Annotated in this window: 20 protein-coding genes and 1 tRNA gene; 1 reads left to right on the top strand and 20 read right to left on the bottom strand. The window is 68.7% G+C overall.

Annotated features, from left to right (window positions below; translation table 11 throughout):
* Positions 1–3: 3 nt before the first annotated feature.
* Positions 4–612, bottom strand: a complete 609-nt coding sequence (locus QZ258_RS03275; RefSeq protein WP_294178970.1) for an ANTAR domain-containing response regulator — start codon at positions 610–612, stop codon at positions 4–6.
* A gap of 59 nt (positions 613–671) precedes the next feature.
* On the opposite strand from QZ258_RS03275, the gene QZ258_RS03270 reads away from it, so the two are divergent.
* Positions 672–754, top strand: a tRNA-Leu gene (locus QZ258_RS03270).
* A gap of 4 nt (positions 755–758) precedes the next feature.
* Here QZ258_RS03270 and QZ258_RS03265 read toward each other — a convergent pair.
* The 19 genes from QZ258_RS03265 to fmt all read right to left on the bottom strand — a co-directional run bounded on the left by QZ258_RS03265 (position 759) and on the right by fmt (position 21,174).
* Positions 759–1,409, bottom strand: coding sequence for a DUF2510 domain-containing protein (locus QZ258_RS03265; RefSeq protein ID WP_294178968.1), 651 nt, complete (start codon positions 1,407–1,409; stop codon positions 759–761).
* A gap of 91 nt (positions 1,410–1,500) precedes the next feature.
* Complete coding sequence (gene pyk / locus QZ258_RS03260; protein WP_294178966.1) at positions 1,501–2,958, bottom strand: pyruvate kinase; 1,458 nt, start codon at positions 2,956–2,958, stop codon at positions 1,501–1,503.
* A 70-nt stretch (positions 2,959–3,028) separates the two neighbouring features.
* Positions 3,029–4,486 carry a glutamate synthase subunit beta gene (locus tag QZ258_RS03255; protein ID WP_294178965.1) on the bottom strand — a complete coding sequence of 486 codons (1,458 nt, stop codon included), beginning with the start codon at positions 4,484–4,486 and terminating at the stop codon, positions 3,029–3,031.
* Complete coding sequence (gltB, locus tag QZ258_RS03250) at positions 4,479–9,056, bottom strand: glutamate synthase large subunit (protein ID WP_294178964.1); 4,578 nt, start codon at positions 9,054–9,056, stop codon at positions 4,479–4,481. Before gltB ends, QZ258_RS03255 begins: the two co-directional genes overlap by 8 nt.
* A gap of 108 nt (positions 9,057–9,164) precedes the next feature.
* A complete protein-coding gene (gene lgt, locus QZ258_RS03245; RefSeq protein ID WP_294179150.1) occupies positions 9,165–10,205 on the bottom strand; it encodes a prolipoprotein diacylglyceryl transferase in 1,041 nt (346 codons plus the stop codon).
* 57 nt (positions 10,206–10,262) lie between these two features.
* Positions 10,263–11,081 carry a tryptophan synthase subunit alpha gene (gene trpA, locus QZ258_RS03240; protein WP_294178957.1) on the bottom strand — a complete coding sequence of 273 codons (819 nt, stop codon included), beginning with the start codon at positions 11,079–11,081 and terminating at the stop codon, positions 10,263–10,265.
* On the bottom strand, positions 11,078–12,289 hold the full coding sequence (trpB, locus tag QZ258_RS03235; RefSeq protein ID WP_294178955.1) for a tryptophan synthase subunit beta: 1,212 nt from the start codon (positions 12,287–12,289) through the stop codon (positions 11,078–11,080). The genes trpA and trpB overlap by 4 nt, the downstream gene beginning before the upstream one ends.
* Positions 12,286–13,080: an indole-3-glycerol phosphate synthase TrpC gene (gene trpC, locus QZ258_RS03230; RefSeq protein WP_294178954.1), complete on the bottom strand. Its 795-nt coding sequence runs from the start codon at positions 13,078–13,080 to the stop codon at positions 12,286–12,288. The genes trpB and trpC overlap by 4 nt, the downstream gene beginning before the upstream one ends.
* A 1-nt stretch (position 13,081) precedes the next feature.
* Entirely contained in the window at positions 13,082–13,312 is a 231-nt protein-coding gene (locus QZ258_RS03225; protein WP_294178952.1) for a DUF6704 family protein, read from the bottom strand.
* 36 nt (positions 13,313–13,348) lie between these two features.
* A complete protein-coding gene (locus QZ258_RS03220; protein ID WP_294179148.1) occupies positions 13,349–13,939 on the bottom strand; it encodes a Trp biosynthesis-associated membrane protein in 591 nt (196 codons plus the stop codon).
* On the bottom strand, positions 13,939–15,462 hold the full coding sequence (locus tag QZ258_RS03215; protein WP_294178950.1) for an anthranilate synthase component I: 1,524 nt from the start codon (positions 15,460–15,462) through the stop codon (positions 13,939–13,941). Before QZ258_RS03215 ends, QZ258_RS03220 begins: the two co-directional genes overlap by 1 nt.
* On the bottom strand, positions 15,459–15,830 hold the full coding sequence (hisI, locus tag QZ258_RS03210; RefSeq protein ID WP_294178947.1) for a phosphoribosyl-AMP cyclohydrolase: 372 nt from the start codon (positions 15,828–15,830) through the stop codon (positions 15,459–15,461). The genes QZ258_RS03215 and hisI overlap by 4 nt, the downstream gene beginning before the upstream one ends.
* Entirely contained in the window at positions 15,827–16,588 is a 762-nt protein-coding gene (gene hisF / locus QZ258_RS03205) for an imidazole glycerol phosphate synthase subunit HisF (protein WP_294178946.1), read from the bottom strand. The genes hisI and hisF overlap by 4 nt, the downstream gene beginning before the upstream one ends.
* Before the next feature lie 37 nt (positions 16,589–16,625).
* Entirely contained in the window at positions 16,626–17,465 is an 840-nt protein-coding gene (gene hisG / locus QZ258_RS03200) for an ATP phosphoribosyltransferase (protein WP_294178945.1), read from the bottom strand.
* A 42-nt stretch (positions 17,466–17,507) separates the two neighbouring features.
* A complete protein-coding gene (locus QZ258_RS03195; protein WP_294178943.1) occupies positions 17,508–17,771 on the bottom strand; it encodes a phosphoribosyl-ATP diphosphatase in 264 nt (87 codons plus the stop codon).
* Positions 17,772–17,798: 27 nt separating this feature from the next.
* Entirely contained in the window at positions 17,799–18,167 is a 369-nt protein-coding gene (locus QZ258_RS03190; protein ID WP_294178941.1) for an FKBP-type peptidyl-prolyl cis-trans isomerase, read from the bottom strand.
* A gap of 12 nt (positions 18,168–18,179) precedes the next feature.
* Positions 18,180–18,845, bottom strand: coding sequence for a ribulose-phosphate 3-epimerase (gene rpe / locus QZ258_RS03185; RefSeq protein ID WP_294178940.1), 666 nt, complete (start codon positions 18,843–18,845; stop codon positions 18,180–18,182).
* Positions 18,842–20,248 (bottom strand): RsmB/NOP family class I SAM-dependent RNA methyltransferase, encoded by a 1,407-nt coding sequence (locus QZ258_RS03180; protein ID WP_294178938.1) that lies wholly within the window; start codon positions 20,246–20,248, stop codon positions 18,842–18,844. The genes rpe and QZ258_RS03180 overlap by 4 nt, the downstream gene beginning before the upstream one ends.
* Positions 20,245–21,174 carry a methionyl-tRNA formyltransferase gene (gene fmt, locus QZ258_RS03175; protein WP_294178935.1) on the bottom strand — a complete coding sequence of 310 codons (930 nt, stop codon included), beginning with the start codon at positions 21,172–21,174 and terminating at the stop codon, positions 20,245–20,247. The genes QZ258_RS03180 and fmt overlap by 4 nt, the downstream gene beginning before the upstream one ends.
* Positions 21,175–21,185 lie beyond the last annotated feature (11 nt).

Below are 21,185 nucleotides of genomic sequence, written 5' to 3'. Positions count from 1 at the left end.
ACGCTACTTCTTCGCCGACAGCTGCTCGATGATCGCCTGCGCGACATCGTGCATGGTGAGGCGACGATCCATCGACGCCTTCTGGATCCAGCGGAACGCATCCGGCTCGCTGAGGCCCATCTTCTCGTTGAGAAGGCCCTTGGCGCGGTCGACGAGCTTGCGGGTCTCGAAGCGCTCGACCATGTCGGCGACCTCGGACTCGAGCGCAACGATCTGCTGGTAGCGGCTCAGCGCGATCTCGATCGCCGGCAGCAGGTCGCTCGGGGTGAACGGCTTGACGACGTAGGCGAGAGCGCCCGCTTCGCTCGCGCGCTCGACGAGTTCCTTCTGACTGAACGCCGTGAGCAGAACAACGGGCGCGATGTGGTTCTTGGAGAGCCGTTCGGCGGCCGAGATCCCGTCGAGCTGAGGCATCTTGACGTCCATCACGACGAGGTCCGGCTTCAGTTCGGTCGCGAGGGCGACGGCGGTTTCCCCGTCGCCCGCTTCACCGACGACCTCGAAACCGTTGTCACGAAGGATCTCAACAATGTCGAGTCGGATGAGCGACTCATCCTCGGCAACGACGACGCGTCGCGGAGCGGTGGTGGTGGTTTCCTGCGGGTCTGTCACGCGTTCAGCCTACGGTATCGTTTGGGATGCTGTGCTTCGCCGGAAGGCGGGCGGCACAGGCCGGATTGGCGGAATGGCAGACGCGACCGACTCAAAATCGGTTGTCCGTGAGGACGTGTGGGTTCAAGTCCCACATCCGGCACCGTTTACGGCGTCGCGTGCATCCAGACGATCTTCTCGCCGGCGCCCTCGACGCGCGCGACGATCGCGAGCTTCTCGCCCGAGGCCAGCATCGCGGTGCAGCTGAATTCGGTGTCCGCGGTGCGCTCGGTCAGGTCGGGACATTCGACCGACTCGACGTCGACCTCGTCGGCCTCGGCGATGCTCGTCACGAGAAGATTCTCGACATCGTTGGCGTAGGAGTTCTGGCTGGCCGAGACGTCGGCCAGCGTCTCGAGCGCCCCGGTGCCGATGGCCACGCTGGCGCTGCCCACAAGAGCGATCAGGACGCCTGCACCCACGAGGGCGGCGGCCCACGGGCGTCGACGTCGGACCTCCGGCATCCGTTCGCGCGGAGGAAGAGCCGCGTGCGGTGCGACGCGCGGGATCTCCGCGGTGCGCGTCGCCTCGGCGACTTCGGCCATGCGGCGGAAGTGGTCGTCGGACGCAGCCTGCGGAGCGCTCGACTGTCGCTCGACGACCACCTCCGGTTCGACCCGATACGTCTGCTCGGCCTTCGGTGGCGGGGGCGCCCCCGGCTGCGAATGCTCCGACCACGCGGAACCGTTCCACCAGCGCGAGAATCCCGCTCTCCAGGGGTCCGGATACCAGCCAGGGGCCGCGGGGCCAGCTGTCATCCGATTCATTCCACTTCCTGGGGGCCGAGCACGTCGTCTCTACTCTGCCGGAGACGACGCGCTCGGTCGAGGGGATCTTCGTGAGGGGTGCTCAGTCGGCGTGTGCGCCGCTCTGCCAGGCGGGTGCTGCGGCATTGACCGCATCCCCGACAACGTGCACGCGCAGGTCGTTCGTCGACCCCGCGATTCCGGGAGGGGAACCCGAGATCACCACGACCTTGTCTCCGACCTCGGCGAGTCCGCGTGCGAGCAGCGTCTCGTCGACCTGGCGATACATCGCGTCGGTGTGATCGACGCGCTCGACGAGGAACGACTCGATGCCCCAGGTGAGGTTCATGCGACGGCGAATCGCTTCGTCCGGCGTGAACGCCTTCATCGGAATGCGGAAGCGCAGTCGCGACATTCGGCGCGCCGAATCGCCCGACTCGGTGAACACGCACACGAACTTCGCGTCGACGAAGTCCGCGACCTCTGCTGCGGCGAGCGTGATCGCCCCGCCCTGGGTGCGCGGCTTGGTACCGAGCTCGGGGATGCGTTCCAGGCCGTGCTCTTCCGTGGAGGCGACGATGCGCGCCATCGTCGAGACGGTGACGACGGGGTACTCCCCCACGCTCGTCTCGCCCGACAGCATGACGGCGTCCGCGCCGTCGAGGATCGCGTTGGCGACATCGGAGGTCTCGGCGCGCGTCGGCACCGGGCTCGAGATCATCGACTCGAGCATCTGCGTCGCCACGATGACGGGCTTCGCCATGCGACGGCAGAGCTCGACGGCGCGCTTCTGCACGATCGGGACGGCCTCGAGCGGCAGCTCGACGCCCAGGTCGCCGCGGGCGACCATGATCCCGTCGAAGGCGTCGATGATCTCCTCGAGGTTCTCGACGGCCTGCGGCTTTTCGATCTTCGCGATCACGGGGACGCGGCGGCCCTGCTCGGCCATGATCTCGTGCACGCGGGTGACGTCGGCGGCGTCGCGCACGAACGACAGCGCAATGTAGTCGGCGCCGAGGTCGAGGCCCCAGCGGAGGTCCGCCTCGTCCTTCTCGGAGAGCGCCGGAACGTTGACCGCGACGCCGGGGAGGTTGATCCCCTTGTTGTTGGAGACCGGTCCCGCGACGATGACCTCGGTGCGCACGCGGACACCGTCGGTGTCGAGAACCTTGACCTTGACCTTGCCGTCGTCGATCAACAGGAAGTCGCCGGGAGCGACATCGGCGGGAAGACCCTTGAAGGTCGTGCCGACGAGGTCCTTGGTTCCCAGCACATCTTCCGTGGTGATCGTGAAGATGTCACCCACGGCCAGCTCGTGCGGGCCGTTCTCGAACTTGCCGAGGCGGATCTTGGGGCCCTGGAGGTCGACGAGCACGGCGACCGGCGCATCGAGATCCGCGGCGGCCTTGCGGACGTTGGCGTAGACCTCGTTGTGAACGTCGTAGCTGCCGTGACTGAGGTTCATGCGGGCGACGTTGACGCCGGCCTCGATGATGGCTCGCACGTTTTCGTAACTCGATGTCGCGGGCCCTAGGGTGGCGACGATCTTGGCGCGTCTCATGACTTCCTTCGAATTGGTGGTGGTGGTGGGAGTCGAAGTACCGCACGGCGTTCGTGCACCGTGCGGCTACTTAGATCGTGATCCCTCGATCGCGCGGGCGAACGGGAGATGGCAACTGCGTCTCCCCTTCAAGGTAGCGGTCCACCGCGGCGGCCGCGGCACGGCCCTCGGCGATGGCCCAGACGATGAGCGACTGGCCGCGACCGGCATCTCCGGCGACAAAGACATCCGCGAGCGATGTCTGGTAGTCGTCGTCACGGACGACGTTGCCGCGGTCATCGAAGGGGATCTCGATCTGCTCGGCGAGGTACTCCTTCTCGGGACCGGTGAAACCCATCGCGATGAGGACGAGGTCGGCGGGGATCTCACGCTCGGTGCCCGACTTCGGCACACGGCGACCGTCGAGGTACTCGGTCTCGGCCACGCGCAGGGCCCGGACTTCGCCGGCGTCGTTGGTCAAGAACTCGACCGTGGAGGCGAGGAACATCCGCTCGCCGCCCTCCTCGTGCGCGCTCGAGATCTCGAAGAGCGTCGGGTCCATCGGCCACGGCTGGTGCTCGGGGCGCTCGCTCGGCGGCTGCACGCCGATGGCGAGGTTCGTCACACTCAACGCACCCTGACGGTGCGCGGTGCCGATGCAGTCGGCACCGGTATCGCCGCCGCCGATCACCACGACGTGCTTGCCTTCGGCCGTGATCTGGTTCGGCACCGTGCCGCCCGCGACGACCTTGTTCTGCTGAACCAGGTACTCCATCGCGAAGTGAACGCCGAGGGCATCACGACCGGGGATCGGCAGGTCGCGCGGAACCGTGGCCCCGGTCGCCACCACGACGGCGTCGTAGCGCGTCCGCAGGTCATCCCAGGAGATGTCGCGGCCGATCTCGACGCCCGCCCGGAAGCGGGTTCCTTCGGCCTGCATCTGAGCGAGCCGCAGCTCGATCTGGCGCTTCTCCATCTTGAAGTCCGGGATGCCGTAGCGAAGCAGTCCGCCGATGCGGTCATCGCGCTCGAACACCGCGACGGTGTGGCCGGCGCGTGTGAGCTGCTGCGCCGCGGCGAGGCCAGCGGGGCCGGAGCCGACGACGGCGACCGTCTTGCCGGTGAGGCGCTCGGGCGGATGCGGGGTCACCCATCCGTTCGAGAACGCCTGGTCGATGATCGAGACCTCGACCTGCTTGATCGTGACCGCCGGCTGGTTGATGCCGAGCACACAACTCGACTCGCACGGCGCGGGGCACAGCCGCCCGGTGAACTCCGGGAAGTTGTTGGTCGCGTGGAGGCGTTCGATCGCTTGACGCCCTTCGCCGCGCCACATCAGGTCGTTCCACTCGGGAATCAGGTTGCCGAGCGGGCAGCCGGCGTGGCAGAACGGCACACCGCAGTCCATGCAGCGACCGGCCTGCCGCCGAAGCTGCGCCGGATCCTGATTCTCGTAGACCTCTTTCCAGTCCATGATGCGGACCGGCACAGGCCGACGCTTAGGGAGCTCGCGCTCCTGGGTCTTCAAAAAGCCTTTGGGATCAGCCACCGGTCACCTCCAGAATTCGTTGCCACGTCACGTCGCCGTCGGGATCGAGTCCCTCGTCGAGCGCGGCTTGTCGTGTCTTCAGCACCGCGGCATAGTCGCGAGGAACAACCTTGACGAATTTCTCGATCGAGTGATCGATGTCATCGAGCAGTCGCGAAGCGAGTGCCGAGTCGGTCTCCTCGATGTGCTGGCGCAGCAGGTCGACGAAGATCTCCTTGTCGGCGCTGTCGAGCGGGTGCAGCTCCAACTCGCCGCTGGCGAGCGCGTCGCGGTTGACGCGTTCTCGCTTCAGGTCGTAGATGTACGCCGTCCCTCCCGACATTCCGGCGCCGAGGTTGCGGCCGGTGCTGCCGAGGATGACCGCGAGACCACCCGTCATGTACTCGAGCGCGTGGTCTCCCACGCCTTCAACCACCGCGGTCGCACCCGAGTTGCGCACCAGGAAGCGCTCACCGACGACACCGCGGATGAACATGCTGCCCTGCGTGGCGCCGTAGCCGATGACGTTGCCCGCGATGACGTTGCGTTCCGCCGCAAGAACGGCGTCGCGCGGCGGGCGCACAACGATCCGTCCGCCCGACAGCCCCTTGCCGACGTAGTCGTTGCTGTCGCCCTCGAGCCGCAACGTGATGCCGTTCGGCACGAAGGCGCCGAGCGATTGCCCGGCGGAGCCGCGCAGCAGCACCTCGATCGTGCCCTCCGGCAGTCCGTGCTCGCCGTAGCGCTTGGTCACCTCGTGGCCGAGCATCGTTCCGACGGCGCGCTCGGTGTTCTTGATCGCGTAGTCCAGTTGCACGTGCTCGCCGCGCTCGAGCGCGGCGGTGCTGTGCCGGATCAGCTCCTGGTCGAAGTGCTCCTCGAGCTCGTGGTTCTGGTTGCGACGGTGCGATCGCGGGGCGTCGTCAGCGAACACGGGACCGACGAGCACGGGCGTCAGATCGAGTCCGTCGGACTTCCAGTGCGTGACGGCGCGGTCGACGTCGAGCAGTTCGGCGTGCCCGATCGCCTCCTCCAGCGAGCGGAAGCCGAGCTCCGCGAGGTACTCGCGCACCTCTTGGGCCAGGAACTCGAAGAACGTCTCGACGAATTCGGGCTTGCCGGTGTACCGCGCGCGAAGCTCCGGGTTCTGGGTCGCGACGCCGACCGGGCAGGTGTCGAGGTGGCAGACGCGCATCAGGATGCAGCCGCTCACGACGAGCGGTGCGGTCGCGAAGCCGTACTCCTCCGCGCCCAGCAGCGCGGCGATCACCACGTCGCGACCCGTCTTCATCTGGCCGTCGACCTGCACGACGACGCGGTCGCGCATGCCGTTGAGCATGAGGGTCTGCTGGGTCTCGGCGAGGCCGATCTCCCACGGCGTGCCCGCGTGCTTGAGCGAGTTCAAGGGGCTCGCACCGGTGCCGCCGTCATGGCCCGAGACGAGCACGACGTCGGCCAGGGCCTTCGTGACGCCCGCGGCCACCGCGCCGATGCCCGACTGCGAGACCAGCTTGACGTGCACGCGCGCCTCGGGGTTGGCGCGCTTGAGGTCGAAGATCAGCTGCTTGAGATCCTCGATCGAGTAGATGTCGTGGTGCGGCGGAGGCGAGATCAGGCCGACGCCCGCGGTCGCGTGGCGTGTGCGCGCCACCCACGGGTACACCTTGGTGGGCGGCAGCTGCCCGCCCTCTCCGGGCTTCGCGCCTTGCGCCATCTTGATCTGGATGTCGGTCGCGTGCGTCAGATACATGCTCGTGACGCCGAAGCGTCCACTCGCGACCTGCTTGATCGCGCTGCGACGCTCGGGGTCGAGGAGACGTTCGACATCTTCGCCGCCCTCACCGGTGTTCGAGCGACCGCCGAGGCGGTTCATCGCGATCGCGAGGGTCTCGTGTGCCTCCTGAGAGATCGAGCCGTAGCTCATCGCGCCCGTGTTGAAGCGCGAGACAATCGAGGCGACCGACTCGACCTCGTCGAGAGGCACGGGCGGGCGGACGCCCTCCTTGAACCGGAACAGCCCGCGCAGCGTCTTCAGGCTCTCGGCCTGGTCGTCGACCATGCGCGTGTAGTCGCGGTAGATGTCGTAGCGCTTCGACCGCGTCGCGTGCTGCAGGCGGAACACCGTCTCCGGGTTGAAGAGGTGCGGCGGGCCTTCGCGACGCCACTGGTACTCGCCGCCGACCTCGAGCCGCTGGTGCGCGAGCGCGGCGGAGTCGTCCGGGTAGGCGGCCTTGTGACGCGCGGCGTTCTCGCGCGCGATCACGTCGATGCCGACGCCGCCGAGGAGCGACGTGGTTCCCGTGAAGTACTGATCGACGAACTGCTGGCTGAGCCCGACCGCCTCGAACGCCTGGGCGCCCGCGTAGGAGCCGACGACCGAGATGCCCATCTTGGACATGATCTTCAGAACGCCCTTGCCGAGCGCCTTGATCAGGTTCTTCTGCGCCTTCTCGGTGGTCAGACCTTGGATCATGCCGCTCAGCACGAGCCGCTCAGCCGTCTCCATCGCCAGATAGGGGTTGATCGCGCTCGCGCCGTAGCCGATCAGCAGCGCAATGTGGTGCACCTCGCGCACGTCGCCGGCTTCGACCACGATGCCGACCTTCATGCGGGTCTCTTGGCGAATCAGGTGGTGGTGCACGGCGGCGAGCATCAGCAACGAGGGAATCGGGGCGAGGTCGGCCGTCGAGTCGCGATCGCTCAGCACTAGGAACTGCGCGCCGGCCTCGATCGCCTCATCGGCTTCGTCGCACATCGCCTGGAGGCGCTCGGTGAGCCCCTCGGCGCCGTCGTCCACACGGTAGAGGCCGCGGATGATGTGCGCCGGACGGCGACCGCTGCGCGTCTCGAAGTGCTGGATCTTGGCGAGCTCGTCGTTGTCGATCACCGGGAAGTCCAGCACGATCTGGCGCGCGTGCTCGGGCGTGGCGTCGAGCAGGTTGCGCTCGGGACCGAGCCCCAGCTTCATCGACGTGACGACTTCTTCGCGGATCGAGTCGAGCGGCGGGTTTGTGACCTGTGCGAAGGCCTGCGTGAAGTAATCGAAGAGCAGGCGCGGGCGGTCGCTCAGCACCGCGATCGGCGTGTCGGACCCCATCGCCCCGAGCGGTTCGGCGCCGTTTTGCGCCATCGGCGTGATGAGGATCTTCACCTCTTCTTCGGTGTAGCCGAAGGTGCGCTGGCGACGGTTCACCGAGGCCGGGGTGTGCGTGATGTGCTCGCGCTCGGGGAGATCGGCGAGGTTGATCCGCCCCTCGTCGAGCCACTCCTGCCACGGACCGGAGGCGGCGAGCTCGGCCTTGATCTCATCGTCTTCGACGATGCGGCCTTCCGCCGTGTCGACCAGGAACATGCGCCCGGGGCGCAGGCGACCCTTGCGGACGATCTTGTGCGCCGGGAAGTCGAGCACGCCGATCTCACTCGCGAGGACGACGAGGCCGTCGTCGGTGACGAGGAACCGGCCGGGGCGCAGGCCGTTGCGGTCGAGCGTGGCTCCGACCAGCGAGCCGTCGGTGAAGACGAGAGCGGCCGGGCCGTCCCACGGCTCCATGAGCATCGAGTGGAACTCGTAGAACGCGCGACGCGTCGGGTCGATGTCGGCCTGGTTCTCCCACGCCTCCGGGACCATCATCATGATCGCGTGCGGGAGTGGCCGACCGGCGAGCTCGAGCAGCTCGACGGTCTCGTCGAAGGAGGCGGAGTCGCTCGCGCCCTCACTCACGATCGGGAACACGGGGCGCAGGTCGCCGAGCACCTCGGATTCGAGCTGAGACTGCCGCGCGCGCATCCAGTTGCGGTTGCCCTGCACCGTGTTGATCTCGCCGTTGTGCGCGATCATGCGGAAGGGCTGCGCGAGCGGCCAAGAGGGGAACGTGTTGGTGGAGTAGCGCGAGTGCACCAGGGCGAGCTTGGTCGCGAAGCGCTCATCCGAGAGATCCGGGTAGAACGGCTCCAGCTGCAGCGTCGTGACCATGCCCTTGTAGACGAGGGTGCGGCTGGACAGCGACGGCAGGTACGCCCCCAACTCGCGTTCGGCGCGCTTGCGCACCCGGAACGTGACGCGGTCGAGGTGGATCCCGTCGCGCGGGGTGTCCTCCGGGTCGGTGATGTCGTCGGTCAGGAACAGCTGCTCGAACGCCGGCGCCGCCTCACGGGCCAGGTTCCCGAGGTGAGTGGGGTCGGTGGGCACCTCGCGCCAGCCGAGAACCTTCAGGCCTTCGGCGCGCGCGATCGACTCGATCCCGGCCTTCTGCTCGGCGCGCTCCTGCTCATCCAGCGGCAAGAACGCCATGCCGACGGCATAGCGGCCCACGGCCGGAAGCTCGAAGGGCACGACCGCCCGCAAGAACTCGTCGGGGATCTGCGTGATGATGCCGGCCCCGTCACCCGTGCCCGCATCCGATCCCACCGCGCCGCGGTGCTCCAGGTGTCGCAGCGCATCGAGCGCGTTCTGGACGATGTCGTGCCCGGCGGTGCCGCGCAGCGTCGCCACCATCGCGAGCCCACAGGCGTCGCGTTCGCTGCGCGGGTTGTAGAGACCCTGCGCTGCGGGAACGCTGGAAAAAGAGTTAAAAGGGCTGCGTGGCGCCATGAGTACCGTCCTCACGATGGTGCTGGTGGTGGGACGTCGCTGGCCCAACAGGTGGAGGGGTGCCGGGCCGCCAGGGTGCGGAGTCCGACCTGTCGACGTGGAGCTCTGCTACGAGCGGCTGGCGCTCCCACTTGTGGCGGGTGCCTCATCCACGCCCCCAAGAGCGTCGTCGATGTCGTCGACCTCCGAGTAGGTGTCTTCGGAGTCTATCGCAGTCGACGGCGACCACTCGCGGCCCGGGGCGTAGACGCTCGGCTCGACGCCGCGGTGGTTGCGCGACTGGTAGAGCAGGATGAACAAGCCGATGACGATGCCCGCGAGCGCAGCCCAGACGTTGGATCGCACTCCGAGGAACGTCTCGCTCGGGTCGAGGCGGATCGACTCGAACCAGGTGCGGCCGATGCCGTACCAGATGAGATACAGGCCGAGGACCTTGCCCCACTGCCAGTCGGCGCGGCGTTCGAACTCCGGCAGCTTCTGGCCGGCGACGACGCGCACGCGGTTCTCGATCAACAGGATCACGGCGACACCCGCGAGGTTCCAGAGGAGTTCGTAGAGGAACGTCGGGTGGAAGAGCGCATCCTCCGGGATGCCGACCGGGATCGCCGAATTCGGGCGGTCGATCTCGAGCCCCCAGGGCAGGTCGGTGGGAAGACCGAAGAGTTCCTGGTTCATGTAGTTGCCGAGGCGTCCGATCGCCTGGGCGAGCAGGAGGCCGGGGGCGAGTGCGTCGGCGACGCTCCAGAAACGGAGTCCCGTCATTCGGCAGGCGATCGCAATGCCGATCGCGCCGCCGATCAGGGCGCCGAAGATCGCGTTTCCGCCGTCCCAGATCTGGACGATCTCCCACGGGTCCTTGCCCTCGCCGAAGTAGTCGCCGGGGTGCGTCACGACGTGATAAAGCCGCGCGAAGACGATGCCGAAGACGACGGCCCAGAGCGAGATGTCGATGATGATCCACGGCTCGCCGCCGCGCTTGGTGAGGCGGTGGTTGGTCAGCACCACGGCGGCGAAGATCCCGATCAGGATCAGGATCGCGTACGCGTGGATGCGCAGCGAGAAGCCCTCCGGCACGAATGGCAGCACGGAGGCGAGCCACGCACCGAGATCGAAGTAGCGCCAATCGGACGGCGGGCTCGGGATACTCAGCGGGAACACGGCGGACCTTTCGGCGAGGATCGAAGGCGCGAAGCGCCGGGGACGAGTCTAGTGAGCTTGCGGGCGGGCGGTGCCGGAGCGGAGGCCGGTCGCCAATTCGGCGGCGGTCGCCGCGACCCCCGCAACGCCTCGTTCGGCGAGAGCCGTCACGAGGGCCGAGCCGACGATTGCGCCGTCGGCGTACTCGAGCACCTCGGCGACCTGATCACCGCGTGAGATGCCGATGCCGACGCAGGTGTTCTCGGCACCGGCGGCGCGCAGTCGCTCGACGAGGGTTCGGGCCGAGGCGGCGACGTCGGCGCGGGCACCGGTGATGCCCATCGTCGACACGGCGTAGACGAAGCCGCGCGAGTTCTCGACGGTGAGCTTGAGACGCTCGTCGGTCGAGGACGGTGCGGCAAGAAAGACCCGATCCAACCCGGTGCGAACGCTTGTGGCGATCCAGTCCGCGGCGGAATCGGGAGTGATATCGGGAGTGATGAGACCGGCGCCGCCGGCGTCCCGAAGCTGATCGGCGAAACGGTCGGCGCCGTACTGCACGACCGGGTTCCAGTAGGTCATCACCAGCACGGGGGCATCCACCCGCGACCGAACGGCCTCGACCGCGGTGAAAACATCGCGGATGCGGAAACCGGCCGACAGCGCGACCTGCGTCGCCTGTTGGATCGCGATCCCATCCATGACGGGGTCGGAGTACGGCAACCCCAACTCGATCGCGTCGACGCCGTTCTCGACGAGCGCCACCGCCGCATCGATGCTCGTGGCCAGGTCGGGGAAGCCGACCGGAAGGTAACCGACGAGCACGCCGCGACCGTCGATGCGACGCTCGGCGATGCGGGTTCCCACCGACAACGGGGTCGCACTCACGATTGCACCGCTCCCTCGTCGAACAGATCGAACCACTCCCCCGCGGTCGCGACATCCTTATCGCCGCGGCCGGAGAGGTTTACCAGGATGATCGCGTCGGGGCCGAGTTCGCGCCCGAGCCGCAACGCGCCCGCGAGCGCGTGCGCGGACTCGATCGCCGGGATGATGCCCTCGGTGCGGCTCAGCAGGCGCAGCGCCTCCATGGCTTCGGTGTCGGTCGCCGGCAGATACTCGGCGCGGCCCGCATCCGCCAGGAAGGCGTGCTCCGGGCCGACCCCGGGGTAGTCGAGTCCGGCCGAGATCGAGTGCGACTCGATGGTCTGGCCGTCCTCGTCCTGCAGCAGATAGCTGCGGGCTCCGTGCAGGATGCCGGGGCGTCCCCGCTCGATCGACGCCGCGTGGCGTTCGGTGTCGACGCCATCGCCGGCTGCCTCGAAACCGTAGAGCTTCACGTCGGCGTCGTCGAGGAAGGCGTGGAAGATGCCGATCGCATTCGACCCGCCGCCGACGCACGCGGCAACCGCATCGGGCAGGCGGCCGGTGAGCGCGAGCACTTGCTCTCGGGCTTCTTCGCCGATGATCTTCTGGAAGTCGCGCACCATCGCCGGGAACGGGTGCGGGCCCGCCGCGGTGCCGAACACGTAGTTGGTCGTCTCGACGCTCGTCACCCACTCGCGGTAGGCCTCGTTGATCGCGTCCTTGAGCGTGCGCGACCCCGTCGTGACCGAAACCACCTCGGCGCCGAGCAGCCGCATGCGTGCCACGTTGAGCGCCTGACGCTGCGTGTCGACCTCGCCCATGAAGATCGTGCACTCGAGCCCGAAGAGCGCGGCGGCCGTGGCGGTGGCGACGCCGTGCTGGCCCGCTCCGGTCTCGGCGATCACGCGCTTCTTGCCGATGCGCCGCGTCAGCAGTGCCTGGCCCAGCACGTTGTTGATCTTGTGCGAGCCGGTGTGGTTCAAATCCTCGCGCTTCAGGATGATGCGCGCGCCGCCGGCGTGCTCGGCGAAGCGCGGCACCTCGGTGATAAGTGAGGGGCGCCCCGTGTAGGTGCGGTGCAGTTCGGCGAGCTCCGCCTGGAAGCCCGGATCTGCCTTCGCCGACTCGTAGGCGGCGGCGAGCTCGTCGATCGCCGCGATGAGCGACTCGGGCATGAAGCGCCCGCCGAAGTCTCCGAAGAAGGGGCCGGGCTGATCCCGCAGGCTCATGATTCTGCTCCGTGTGATCCGGCCGCCAGGAACGACTCGAGAGTGGAAACCGGGTCGGCCCCGCGGACGAGCGCCTCGCCGATGAGCACGACATCGGCACCCGCCGAGCGGTAATGGGTGACGTCCTCTGGGGTGAGCACGGCCGACTCCGCGATGCGAATCACGCCCGACGGGATGCGATCGGCAAGACGGCCGAACAGGTCGCGATCGAGTTCGAAGGTACTCAGATCGCGCGCGTTAACCCCGATGATCGAGGCTCCGACGTCGAGCGCTCGTTCCACCTCATCCGCCGAATGCGTCTCGACGAGAGGGGTCATGCCCAGCTGGAGGATGAGGTCGTGGAGTTCGCGCAGCACGGGCTGCTCGAGCGCGGCGACGATGAGCAGCACGAGATCGGCGCCCGCCGCACGTGCCTCGAACACCTGGTAGGGCTCGGCGATGAAGTCCTTGCGGAGGACCGGCACATCGACCGCGGCGCGCACGTTCTCGAGATCGGCGAGCGATCCCTGGAAACGCCGCCCCTCGGTCAGCACGCTGATCGCGCTGGCGCCGCCCGTCTGGTACGAGACGGCAAGGGACGCAGGATCGGCGATTTCGGCCAGCGCACCGCGCGAGGGACTCGCACGCTTGACCTCGGCGATGATCTTGACGCGATCGGCGGGAGCGAGCACCGTCATGGCGTCGAGGGCGGGCGAGCGCTCGAGCGCCGCAGCCTCGACCTCGGACAGACTGCGCGTAGCGCGCCGCTCCGAGGCGTCTGCGACGGCCCCGGCAACGAGATCGGAGAGCACTCTAGGAGTGCACCTTCTCGATGGACTCGTGAACCTTCTCGCCGAAGCCGAGCTTGTTCAGGAGACCCCAGAGGACCGCGCCGACCAGCAGCAGGCCGGCGAAGGCCCAGACGAGCCACTCCACCGCGAACCAGTACGCGATGGTGCCGCCGGTCACTGCGATGAGCATCACCACAACCGAGGTCCAGGCGGCGACCGAGTGTCCGTGTCCCGGCTCGTTTTCGTTGCTCACAGCGATGCTCCTTCAAGGTGTGTCGGCGTGACGAGTCTAGCGGTCGTCGCGCGTGGGGCCGTGCTCTTCGGTGGGATCGTCGCCGTGACTCAGAGCATCCCACTCGTCGATGGCGCTCCCGCCGTCGACGGACTGCACCGGTTCGCGCGCGAAACGGCGACCCGAGCGCGGCCAGCGCGCCGAGGTCGCGATGACGGCGACGCCGGCCAGAGCGAGCACGACGCCGACGGCGGCGGCGACCGACGGCCACGCGGTCGGCTCGATGGCGTCCACGAGTTCGGTCAGCGAGGCCAGACCCGAAATTCCCGACTGCTCACTCAGGGCGGGCGCGACCGCCAGGATCGGCTCGGCGAGCACGAACACGGTGACGAGCACGACGCTGCCGCCGACGAGGACGGTCAAGGCCCCGAGAATCACCCGGAAGACGGGGCCCGAGAGCGCGAGCGCGGCCACAACCGCAAGGGCCGTCAGGGCGAGCGCGGCGATCGCTCCGGCGGCGACGTCGCCCCCGACGGGATGCGCGGTGCCGGCCATCTCGACGACGAACCAGTCCTGCGACCAGGCGAGCAGCAACGCCAGCCCCGCCAGCGCGACGAGCGACAGCAGGAGGGACTTGGGTCGCCGCATCACGACGCGACGCGGCGGAGGGCGTTGGCGATGGCGACGGCACGCAGCGGGGCCGCGGCCTTGTTCTGGGCTTCGAGGTGCTCGCTCGCGGGGTCGGAGTCGGCGACAAGGCCGGCGCCCGCCTGAACGCGTGCCAGACCGCCGACGATCGTGGCGGTGCGAATCGCGATCGCCAGGTCCGCGTCGCCCGCGAGACCGAAGTACCCGACCACTCCGCCGTAGACGCCGCGCTGCGCGACCTCGAGCTCGTCGATGATTTCGAGAGCCCGCGGCTTGGGGGCGCCCGAGAGCGTTCCGGCGGGGAAGGTCGCGCGGAAGGCATCGATCGCGGTGGCGTCCGGTCGCAGGTCGCCCTCGACGCTCGAGACCAGGTGCATGATGTGGCTGAATCGCTCCACCTGCATGAACTCGGTGACATCGACCGAGCCGGGCACGCACACCTTCGAGAGATCGTTGCGCGCCAGGTCGACGAGCATGAGGTGCTCCGCCTGCTCCTTCGGGTCCGCGAGCAGTTCGTCGGCGAGTTCGCCGTCGTGCTCGGGCGTCTCGCCGCGCGGGCGGGATCCGGCGATCGGATGCGTGAAGGCGCGGCCGTCCTTGACCTTCACGAGCGCCTCCGGCGAGCTTCCCACGACCGAATACGCCTCCCCCGCGGGCGACTCGAGCGCCAACAGGTACATGTAAGGACTCGGATTCAGTATCCGCAGCACGCGATAGACCTCGAGCGGGGTGGCGGTGATCTCATGGTCGAACCGCTGCGAGATCACGACCTGGAACACGTCACCGTCGCGGATGTACTGCTTCGAGGTCTCGACCGCGTCGAGGAAAGCCTGCGCGGGAACCCGCGCGATCGGCGAGGGCTCGACGCTCAGATCGACTTCGCCGATCCACGCCTCCGTCGGCGCGGCGAGTCCGAGCTGGAGGGCATCGAGGCGCTGCTGTGCCGTCTCCCACAACTCATCGGCCGACTCCACCCCATCGTTCAGCGCCGTGACGATGAGCGTCGCGGTGCCGGTGCGGTGGTCGAGCACGATCAGTTCGGAGACGAAACTCAGTGCCTGACCGGGAACAACGTAATCCGCGGGAGGCTGATTCGGGAGGCGCTCGAGCTGGCGGATCGCCTCCCAGCCCACGAATCCGACGAGACCACCCGTGAGCGGCGGTTGGTCGACGACATGCGGTGTCGACCAGCGCGCGTAGAGGTGCGCCAAGGCGTCGAGGGGGGCGGTGGGGGCGTCGTCGCCGAGCGCGCGCTCGGCCGAGAGCCCGTAGTCGAGCCAGACGGCGCGGTCATCTTCTTGCGTGAGCACGCCGAGAGAGCCGACGCCGACGAAGGAATAACGCGACCAGATGCCGCCCTGCTCCGCCGATTCGAGGAGGAAGGTCCCGGGCCGCCCCTCGGCGAGCTTCCGGTAGACGCCGACCGGCGTCTCCCCATCGGCGAACAGGCTCCGCAGCACGGGAACGACGCGGTGTCCGGCCGCGATGGATCCGGCGAAGTCGTCGCGCGTGGTGGTCGTCATTCGGTCTCTCCGAGAACAGGCTCGAGCGGGTCGACGTCGAAGCAGGCGTGGGCGCCGGTGTGACACGCGGGCCCGACCTGCTCGACCTGGAGCAACAGCGTATCGCCGTCGCAATCGAGCGCCGCGCCGCGCACCAGCTGGATGTGGCCACTCGTGTCACCCTTGCGCCAATACTCCTGACGGCTGCGAGACCAGTAGGTCACGCGGCCCTCCGTGAGCGTGCGGCGCAGCGCCTCGGCGTTCATGTAGCCGAGCATGAGAACCTCGCGCGTGTCGTGCTGCTGCACGACCGCGGGAAGCAGACCCTGGGCGTCGAAGCGAGCTCGCGCCACCACCTCGCCGACCGTCGTCGCGTCGAGCGTGCTCATCGAACCACCACTCCTTCTGCCCGCAGCGCATCCTTGACCTGGCCCACCGTGAGCTCCGCGTTGTGGAACACCGAGGCGGCGAGAACCGCATCGGCGCCCGCCGCCACCGCCGGGGCGAAGTGCTCGAGCGCGCCGGCTCCGCCGCTCGCGATCACCGGGACGGTGCTTAACTCGCGCATGGCCGCGACCATCTCCAGATCGAAGCCCTGCTTGGTTCCGTCAGCGTCGATGGAGTTGACGAGCAGTTCGCCCGCGCCCCGCTCGATCGCCTCCCGCGCCCAGGCGAGCGCGTCGAGATCGGTCTCGCTCCGACCGCCGTGCGTCGTCACCACGAAACCACTCGGGGTGCGCGTCGACCGCTTCACGTCGAGCGAGAGCACCAGCACCTGCGCGCCGAAGCGGTCGGCGATCTCGCCGAGCAGGTCGGGACGCGCGATCGCGGCACTGTTGACCCCCACCTTGTCGGCGCCGAAGCCGAGCAGGCGACCGACGTCGTCGGTCGAGCGCACGCCGCCACCGACGGTGAGCGGAATGAACACCTGTTCGGCCGTCGCGGTCACTGTCTCGTACATCGTGGCGCGGTCCTCCACCGTCGCCGTGACGTCGAGGAAGGTCACCTCGTCGGCGCCCTGCTCGTAGTAGCGCTTCGCCAGCTCGACGGGATCACCGGCGTCGCGGAGGTTGAGGAAGTTCACGCCCTTTACGACGCGGCCGGCCGCCACATCCAGGCACGGGATCACCCGCGTGGCGACGCTCACCGGGTCACCGCGGGAACAGTCACAGCCACGGTCATGATCAGATCCGTGCGGCGTGAATGGAACTGACCAGGATGGCACGCGCGCCCAGGCCGTAGAGCTCGTCCATCACCTGGTTGGTCTCCGCGCGCGGCACCATGACGCGCACCGCGACCCAGCCGCTGTCGCGCAGCGGCGAGACCGTCGGGGACTCGAATCCGGGGGTGATCGCGGATGCCTGCTCGACGAGCTCGGCCGGGAGGTCGTAGTCCATGAGCACGTACTGGTGGGCGACCATGACGCCCTGGATCCGACGCCGGAGCGTCTGCAGCCCCGCGACGTCGGGCTGCGCAGCGATCAAGACGGCTTGCGACTTGAGGATCACTGGGCCGAAAATCTCCAGGCCCTGCTTCTTCAGCGTCGAACCGGTCTCGACCACGTCGGCGACCGCATCGGCGACGCCGAGACGCACCGCGGACTCCACGGCGCCATCCAACCGGACGACCTCCACCTCGACATTGTGCGAGGCGAGGAAGTCCCGGACCAGCGCGTCGTAGCTCGTGGCCACGCGCAACCCGGCGAGATCGCTCAGCTCGGTGAAGCGACCCGTCGGCCCGGCGAACCGGAATGTGGAGGCGCCGAAGTCGAGTTCATCGATCTCGACGGCCGGCGACTGCGAGTCGAGCAGCAGGTCGCGGCCGGTGACCCCGACATCCAGGGCTCCGGAGCCGACGTAGGTCGCGATGTCGCGCGGGCGCAGGTAGAAGAACTCCACGTTGTTGCGCGGATCAGCGACGATGAGCTCTTTGGGGTCGCGACGGGTGGCGTAGCCCGCCTCGCGCAGCATTTCGACGGCGGTCTCCGAGAGCGAGCCCTTATTGGGCACCGCGATTCTCAGCATGATTCTGCTTTCTGGTGGTGAACGTGACGGTCAGGGCGACGTTCACAGATGTCGGTAGACGTCCTCGAGGCTCAAGCCCTTCGCGAGCATGAGCACCTGGAGGTGGTACAGGAGCTGCGAAATCTCTTCCGCCGTCTCGGCGTCGCTCTGGTACTCGGCGGCCATCCACACTTCGGCGGCCTCCTCGACGATCTTCTTGCCGATCGCGTGGACGCCCGCGTCGAGTTCCGCGACCGTCCCCGAGCCAGCGGGACGGGTCGCGGCCTTCTCGGCGAGTTCCGAGTAGAGCGAGTCGAAAGTCTTCACGACTCCAGGGTACCGGCGCGCGGAGCCTTATCCGACGGCGAGAAGGTCGATCACGAAGACGAGCGTGCGGCCCGAGAGGCGGTGGCCTCCGCCCGCGGGACCGTAGGCGTACTGCGGCGGGCAGATCAGCTGACGGCGACCGCCGACCTTCATGCCGGGGATGCCGTCCTGCCAGCCCTTAATGAGGCCGTTGAGCGGGAACTGGATCGAGGCGCCGCGGTCCCAGCTGGCGTCGAACTGCTCGCCGGTCTCGAAGTCGACTCCGACGTAGTGGACGTCGACGTTCGCGCCGGGCGTCGCCTCGGCGCCGTCACCCACCTCGAGGTCGGTGATGACGAGGTCGGTGGGCGCATCGCCGAGGGTCGGTTCGATCTCGGGCTTCGTCTTGTTGCTCATGGCTCAAGTCAATCAGACGTGCGAATGTCCTGCCGCCGCGGCGCGCAACTCCGCGATCGCGCCGTCGATGTCGCCGGCGCCGTAGACGCTCGATCCGGCGACGAAGGTGTCGGCTCCCGCCTCCGCCGCGACCCCGATCGTGTCGGCGCTGATCCCGCCGTCGACCTGCAGCCACACCGCCGACCCCGTGCGGTCCGCTTCGGCGCGCAGCAACCGCAGCTTGGGCATCATGTCGCGCATGAAGCTCTGCCCGCCGAAGCCCGGCTCGACCGTCATCACCAGGATCTGATCGAACTCGGGCAGCAGCTCCAGGTAGGGCTCGATGGCCGTGCCGGGCTTGACTGCGAGACCGACGCGCGAGCCGATGTCACGCATCCGCCGCGCGAGGGCGACCGGATCCTGGGTCGCTTCGGCGTGGAAGGTGACCGAGAAGCACCCCAGTTCGGCGTAGCCCGGGGCCCAGCGGTCCGCGTCGGTGATCATCAGGTGCACGTCGAGCGGAAGGGCGGACACCTCCTGGATGCGCCCCACCATCTGCGGCCCGAACGTGAGGTTCGGCACGAAGTGGTTGTCCATCACGTCGACGTGGACGCCATCGGCGCGGCCGATCCGCTCGATCTCGGCCTGGAGGTTGACGAAGTCGGCCGAGAGAATGCTCGGCTGGATGCGCGCGGTCACGAGTCGAGCGTAGTCAGAAGCTGGATGAACATGGCGTCGGTCCCGTGCCGGTGCGGCCAGAGCTGGACCGCGGTTCCGTCCGGCAACTCCAGGTCGCTCGTGGCGATGCGGGAGACGACCTCTCCGGTATCGACGGTGCGCAGCGCCGGGTGCCGCGTCAGCGCAGCCTCGACCGCCTCGCGGGTCTCGGCGAGGTGCGGCGAGCACGTCACATACGCCAGGATCCCGCCCGGCGCGAGGGCGTCGATGGCGGCGTCCAGCAGCCGGCCCTGCAGAGGGGTCAACTCAGCGAGGTCGCCGGGCTGTTTGCGCCAGCGCGCCTCCGGACGGCGTCGCAGAGCTCCCAAGCCCGTGCACGGAGCGTCGAGCAGGATGCGGTCGTAGCGGCCAGGCGCTTGCGCCCCGTCGCCCGTGCCGAAGCGCGCGCCGTCGCCTTCGAGCACGACGGGCGGCGCCTCGAACACTGCGAGCGCGTTCCGGACGAGCCCCGCACGTGCCGGAATCAGCTCGTTCGCGGTGAGCTTCGCGCCACCTCGCAGCGCCTCCGCCGCGAGCAGCGCGGCCTTGCCACCGGGTCCGGCGCACAGATCGAGCCAGCGCTCCCCCGCGCGGATCGGACGTGCCCGACTGAGCGCGAGCGCGGCCAGCTGGGATCCCTCATCCTGCACCCGAACGCGCCCGCTTGCCACGAGCGGCAGCGCACGCGGGTCGCCGCCGGGCGAACGCACCGCGACCGGAGAGACGGTCCCCGCTCGACCGACATCGGCCGGCTCGGCAAGGCCCGGTAGCGCCACGAGACTGACCGCGGGCGGCACGTTGTCGGCGTGCAGGAGCTCATCGAGTTCGTCGGCACGCCCCTCGGCACTGAGCGCCGCACGGAAGGCCTCCACGATCCACCGCGGATGCGAATGCTCCATGGCGAGTCGCGCCTCGCCCGTCAGCCCCTCGACGGACTCCGCGAGCCACGTCTCGGGGGGCTTGCGCGCGATCGAGCGTAAGACCCCGTTGACGAATCCGCTCGCCGAACGACGACCGAGGGCGACCACCAACTGCACCGACTCATCCACCGCGGCATGCGGCGGGATGCGGGTCGAGAGCAGCTGGTGGACGCCGAGCCGCAAGACGTCGAGCACCTCGACATCGATCTTGTGGGTGGGGCGCCCGGCTGCGAGTTCGATCACGCGGTCGTAGCGCCCCAGGCCGCGCAGCGTGCCGTAGGTGAGCTCGGTGGCCAGGGCGGAGTCGGCGGCATCGAGGCCGGCCTCGGCCAAGCGGGCGGGAAGAAGCAGGTTGGCGTAGGCGTCGCTTTCGCGCACCGCGGCGATGATGTCGTAGGCGACGCGACGGGAGCTCGAGGCGCGGGTGGGCCGGGGGCGCTTCGCGTCGGTCCGCGTCTCGGTCACGAGGCCACCGCCTCGGCGTCGACGGGGCGCCCTCGCCACCAGTCGGCGGCGCGCATAGGCTTCTTCCCGGCCGGCTGCACGAGCACCAGCTCGATCGGGTCGGTCGCCGTCCCGGCGAGCACGGCGGCGTTCGCGCCCACCAGCTCCCCCGGAGCGATTCGTGCCGCATCGCGCGCCGGGGCGATCTCAAGAATCTTGAGGCGATCCGAGCCGAGCGTGGTGAAGGCGCCCGGCTCCGGCGTGACCCCGCGAATCCGCGCGCTCACGCGGTCGGCGGGCTGATTCCAGTCGATGCGTCCGTCCTCGAGCCCGAGCTTGGGCGCGGCGCTCGGCTCACCGGATTGTGCCACCGCGTGCGCGCGACCGGCGGCGATGTCGTCGACGACCCGCGCCAGCTGGCGAGCGCCGGACACCGCGAGGGCATCGAGCAGGTGTCCCGCGGACTGCAGCGGGGTGATCGGCACCGACTCCTGGGCGAACACCGGGCCCGCGTCGAGTTCCTCGACGAGTTGGAACACCGCGGTGCCCGTCTCGGTGTCGCCCGCCATGATCGCGCGCTGCACCGGCGCGGCGCCACGCCACTTCGGAAGCAGCGAGAAGTGCAGATTGATCCAGCCGTTCCGAGGCGCCGAGAGCAATGGCTCCCGGATCAGGCCGCCGTAGGCGACGATCACACCGAGGTCGGCGCCGAGGGCGCGCAACTCGTCACTGACCGGGGCCAGTCGATTCGCCCGGATCACCCGGATTCCCGCGCGCTCGGCGCGCTCGGCGACGGGAGTGGGCGTCAGCTGGCGCTTCCGCCCCTGTGGGGAGTCTTCTCGAGTGACGACGGCAACGACCTCGTGCGGGCCCGCGATGAGCGCCTCCAGGCTGGGAACGGCAGCCGCCGGGCTGCCGGCGAAGATGAGGCGGAGCGGGTCGGGCATTGGACCATTCT

It is taken from the genome of uncultured Schumannella sp. (assembly GCF_905479755.1).
Taxonomy (GTDB): Bacteria; Actinomycetota; Actinomycetes; order Actinomycetales; family Microbacteriaceae; genus DCRR01.
Note: the sequence above shows the minus strand (reverse complement) of the source record. Positions and strands in the feature narration are given on the sequence as shown.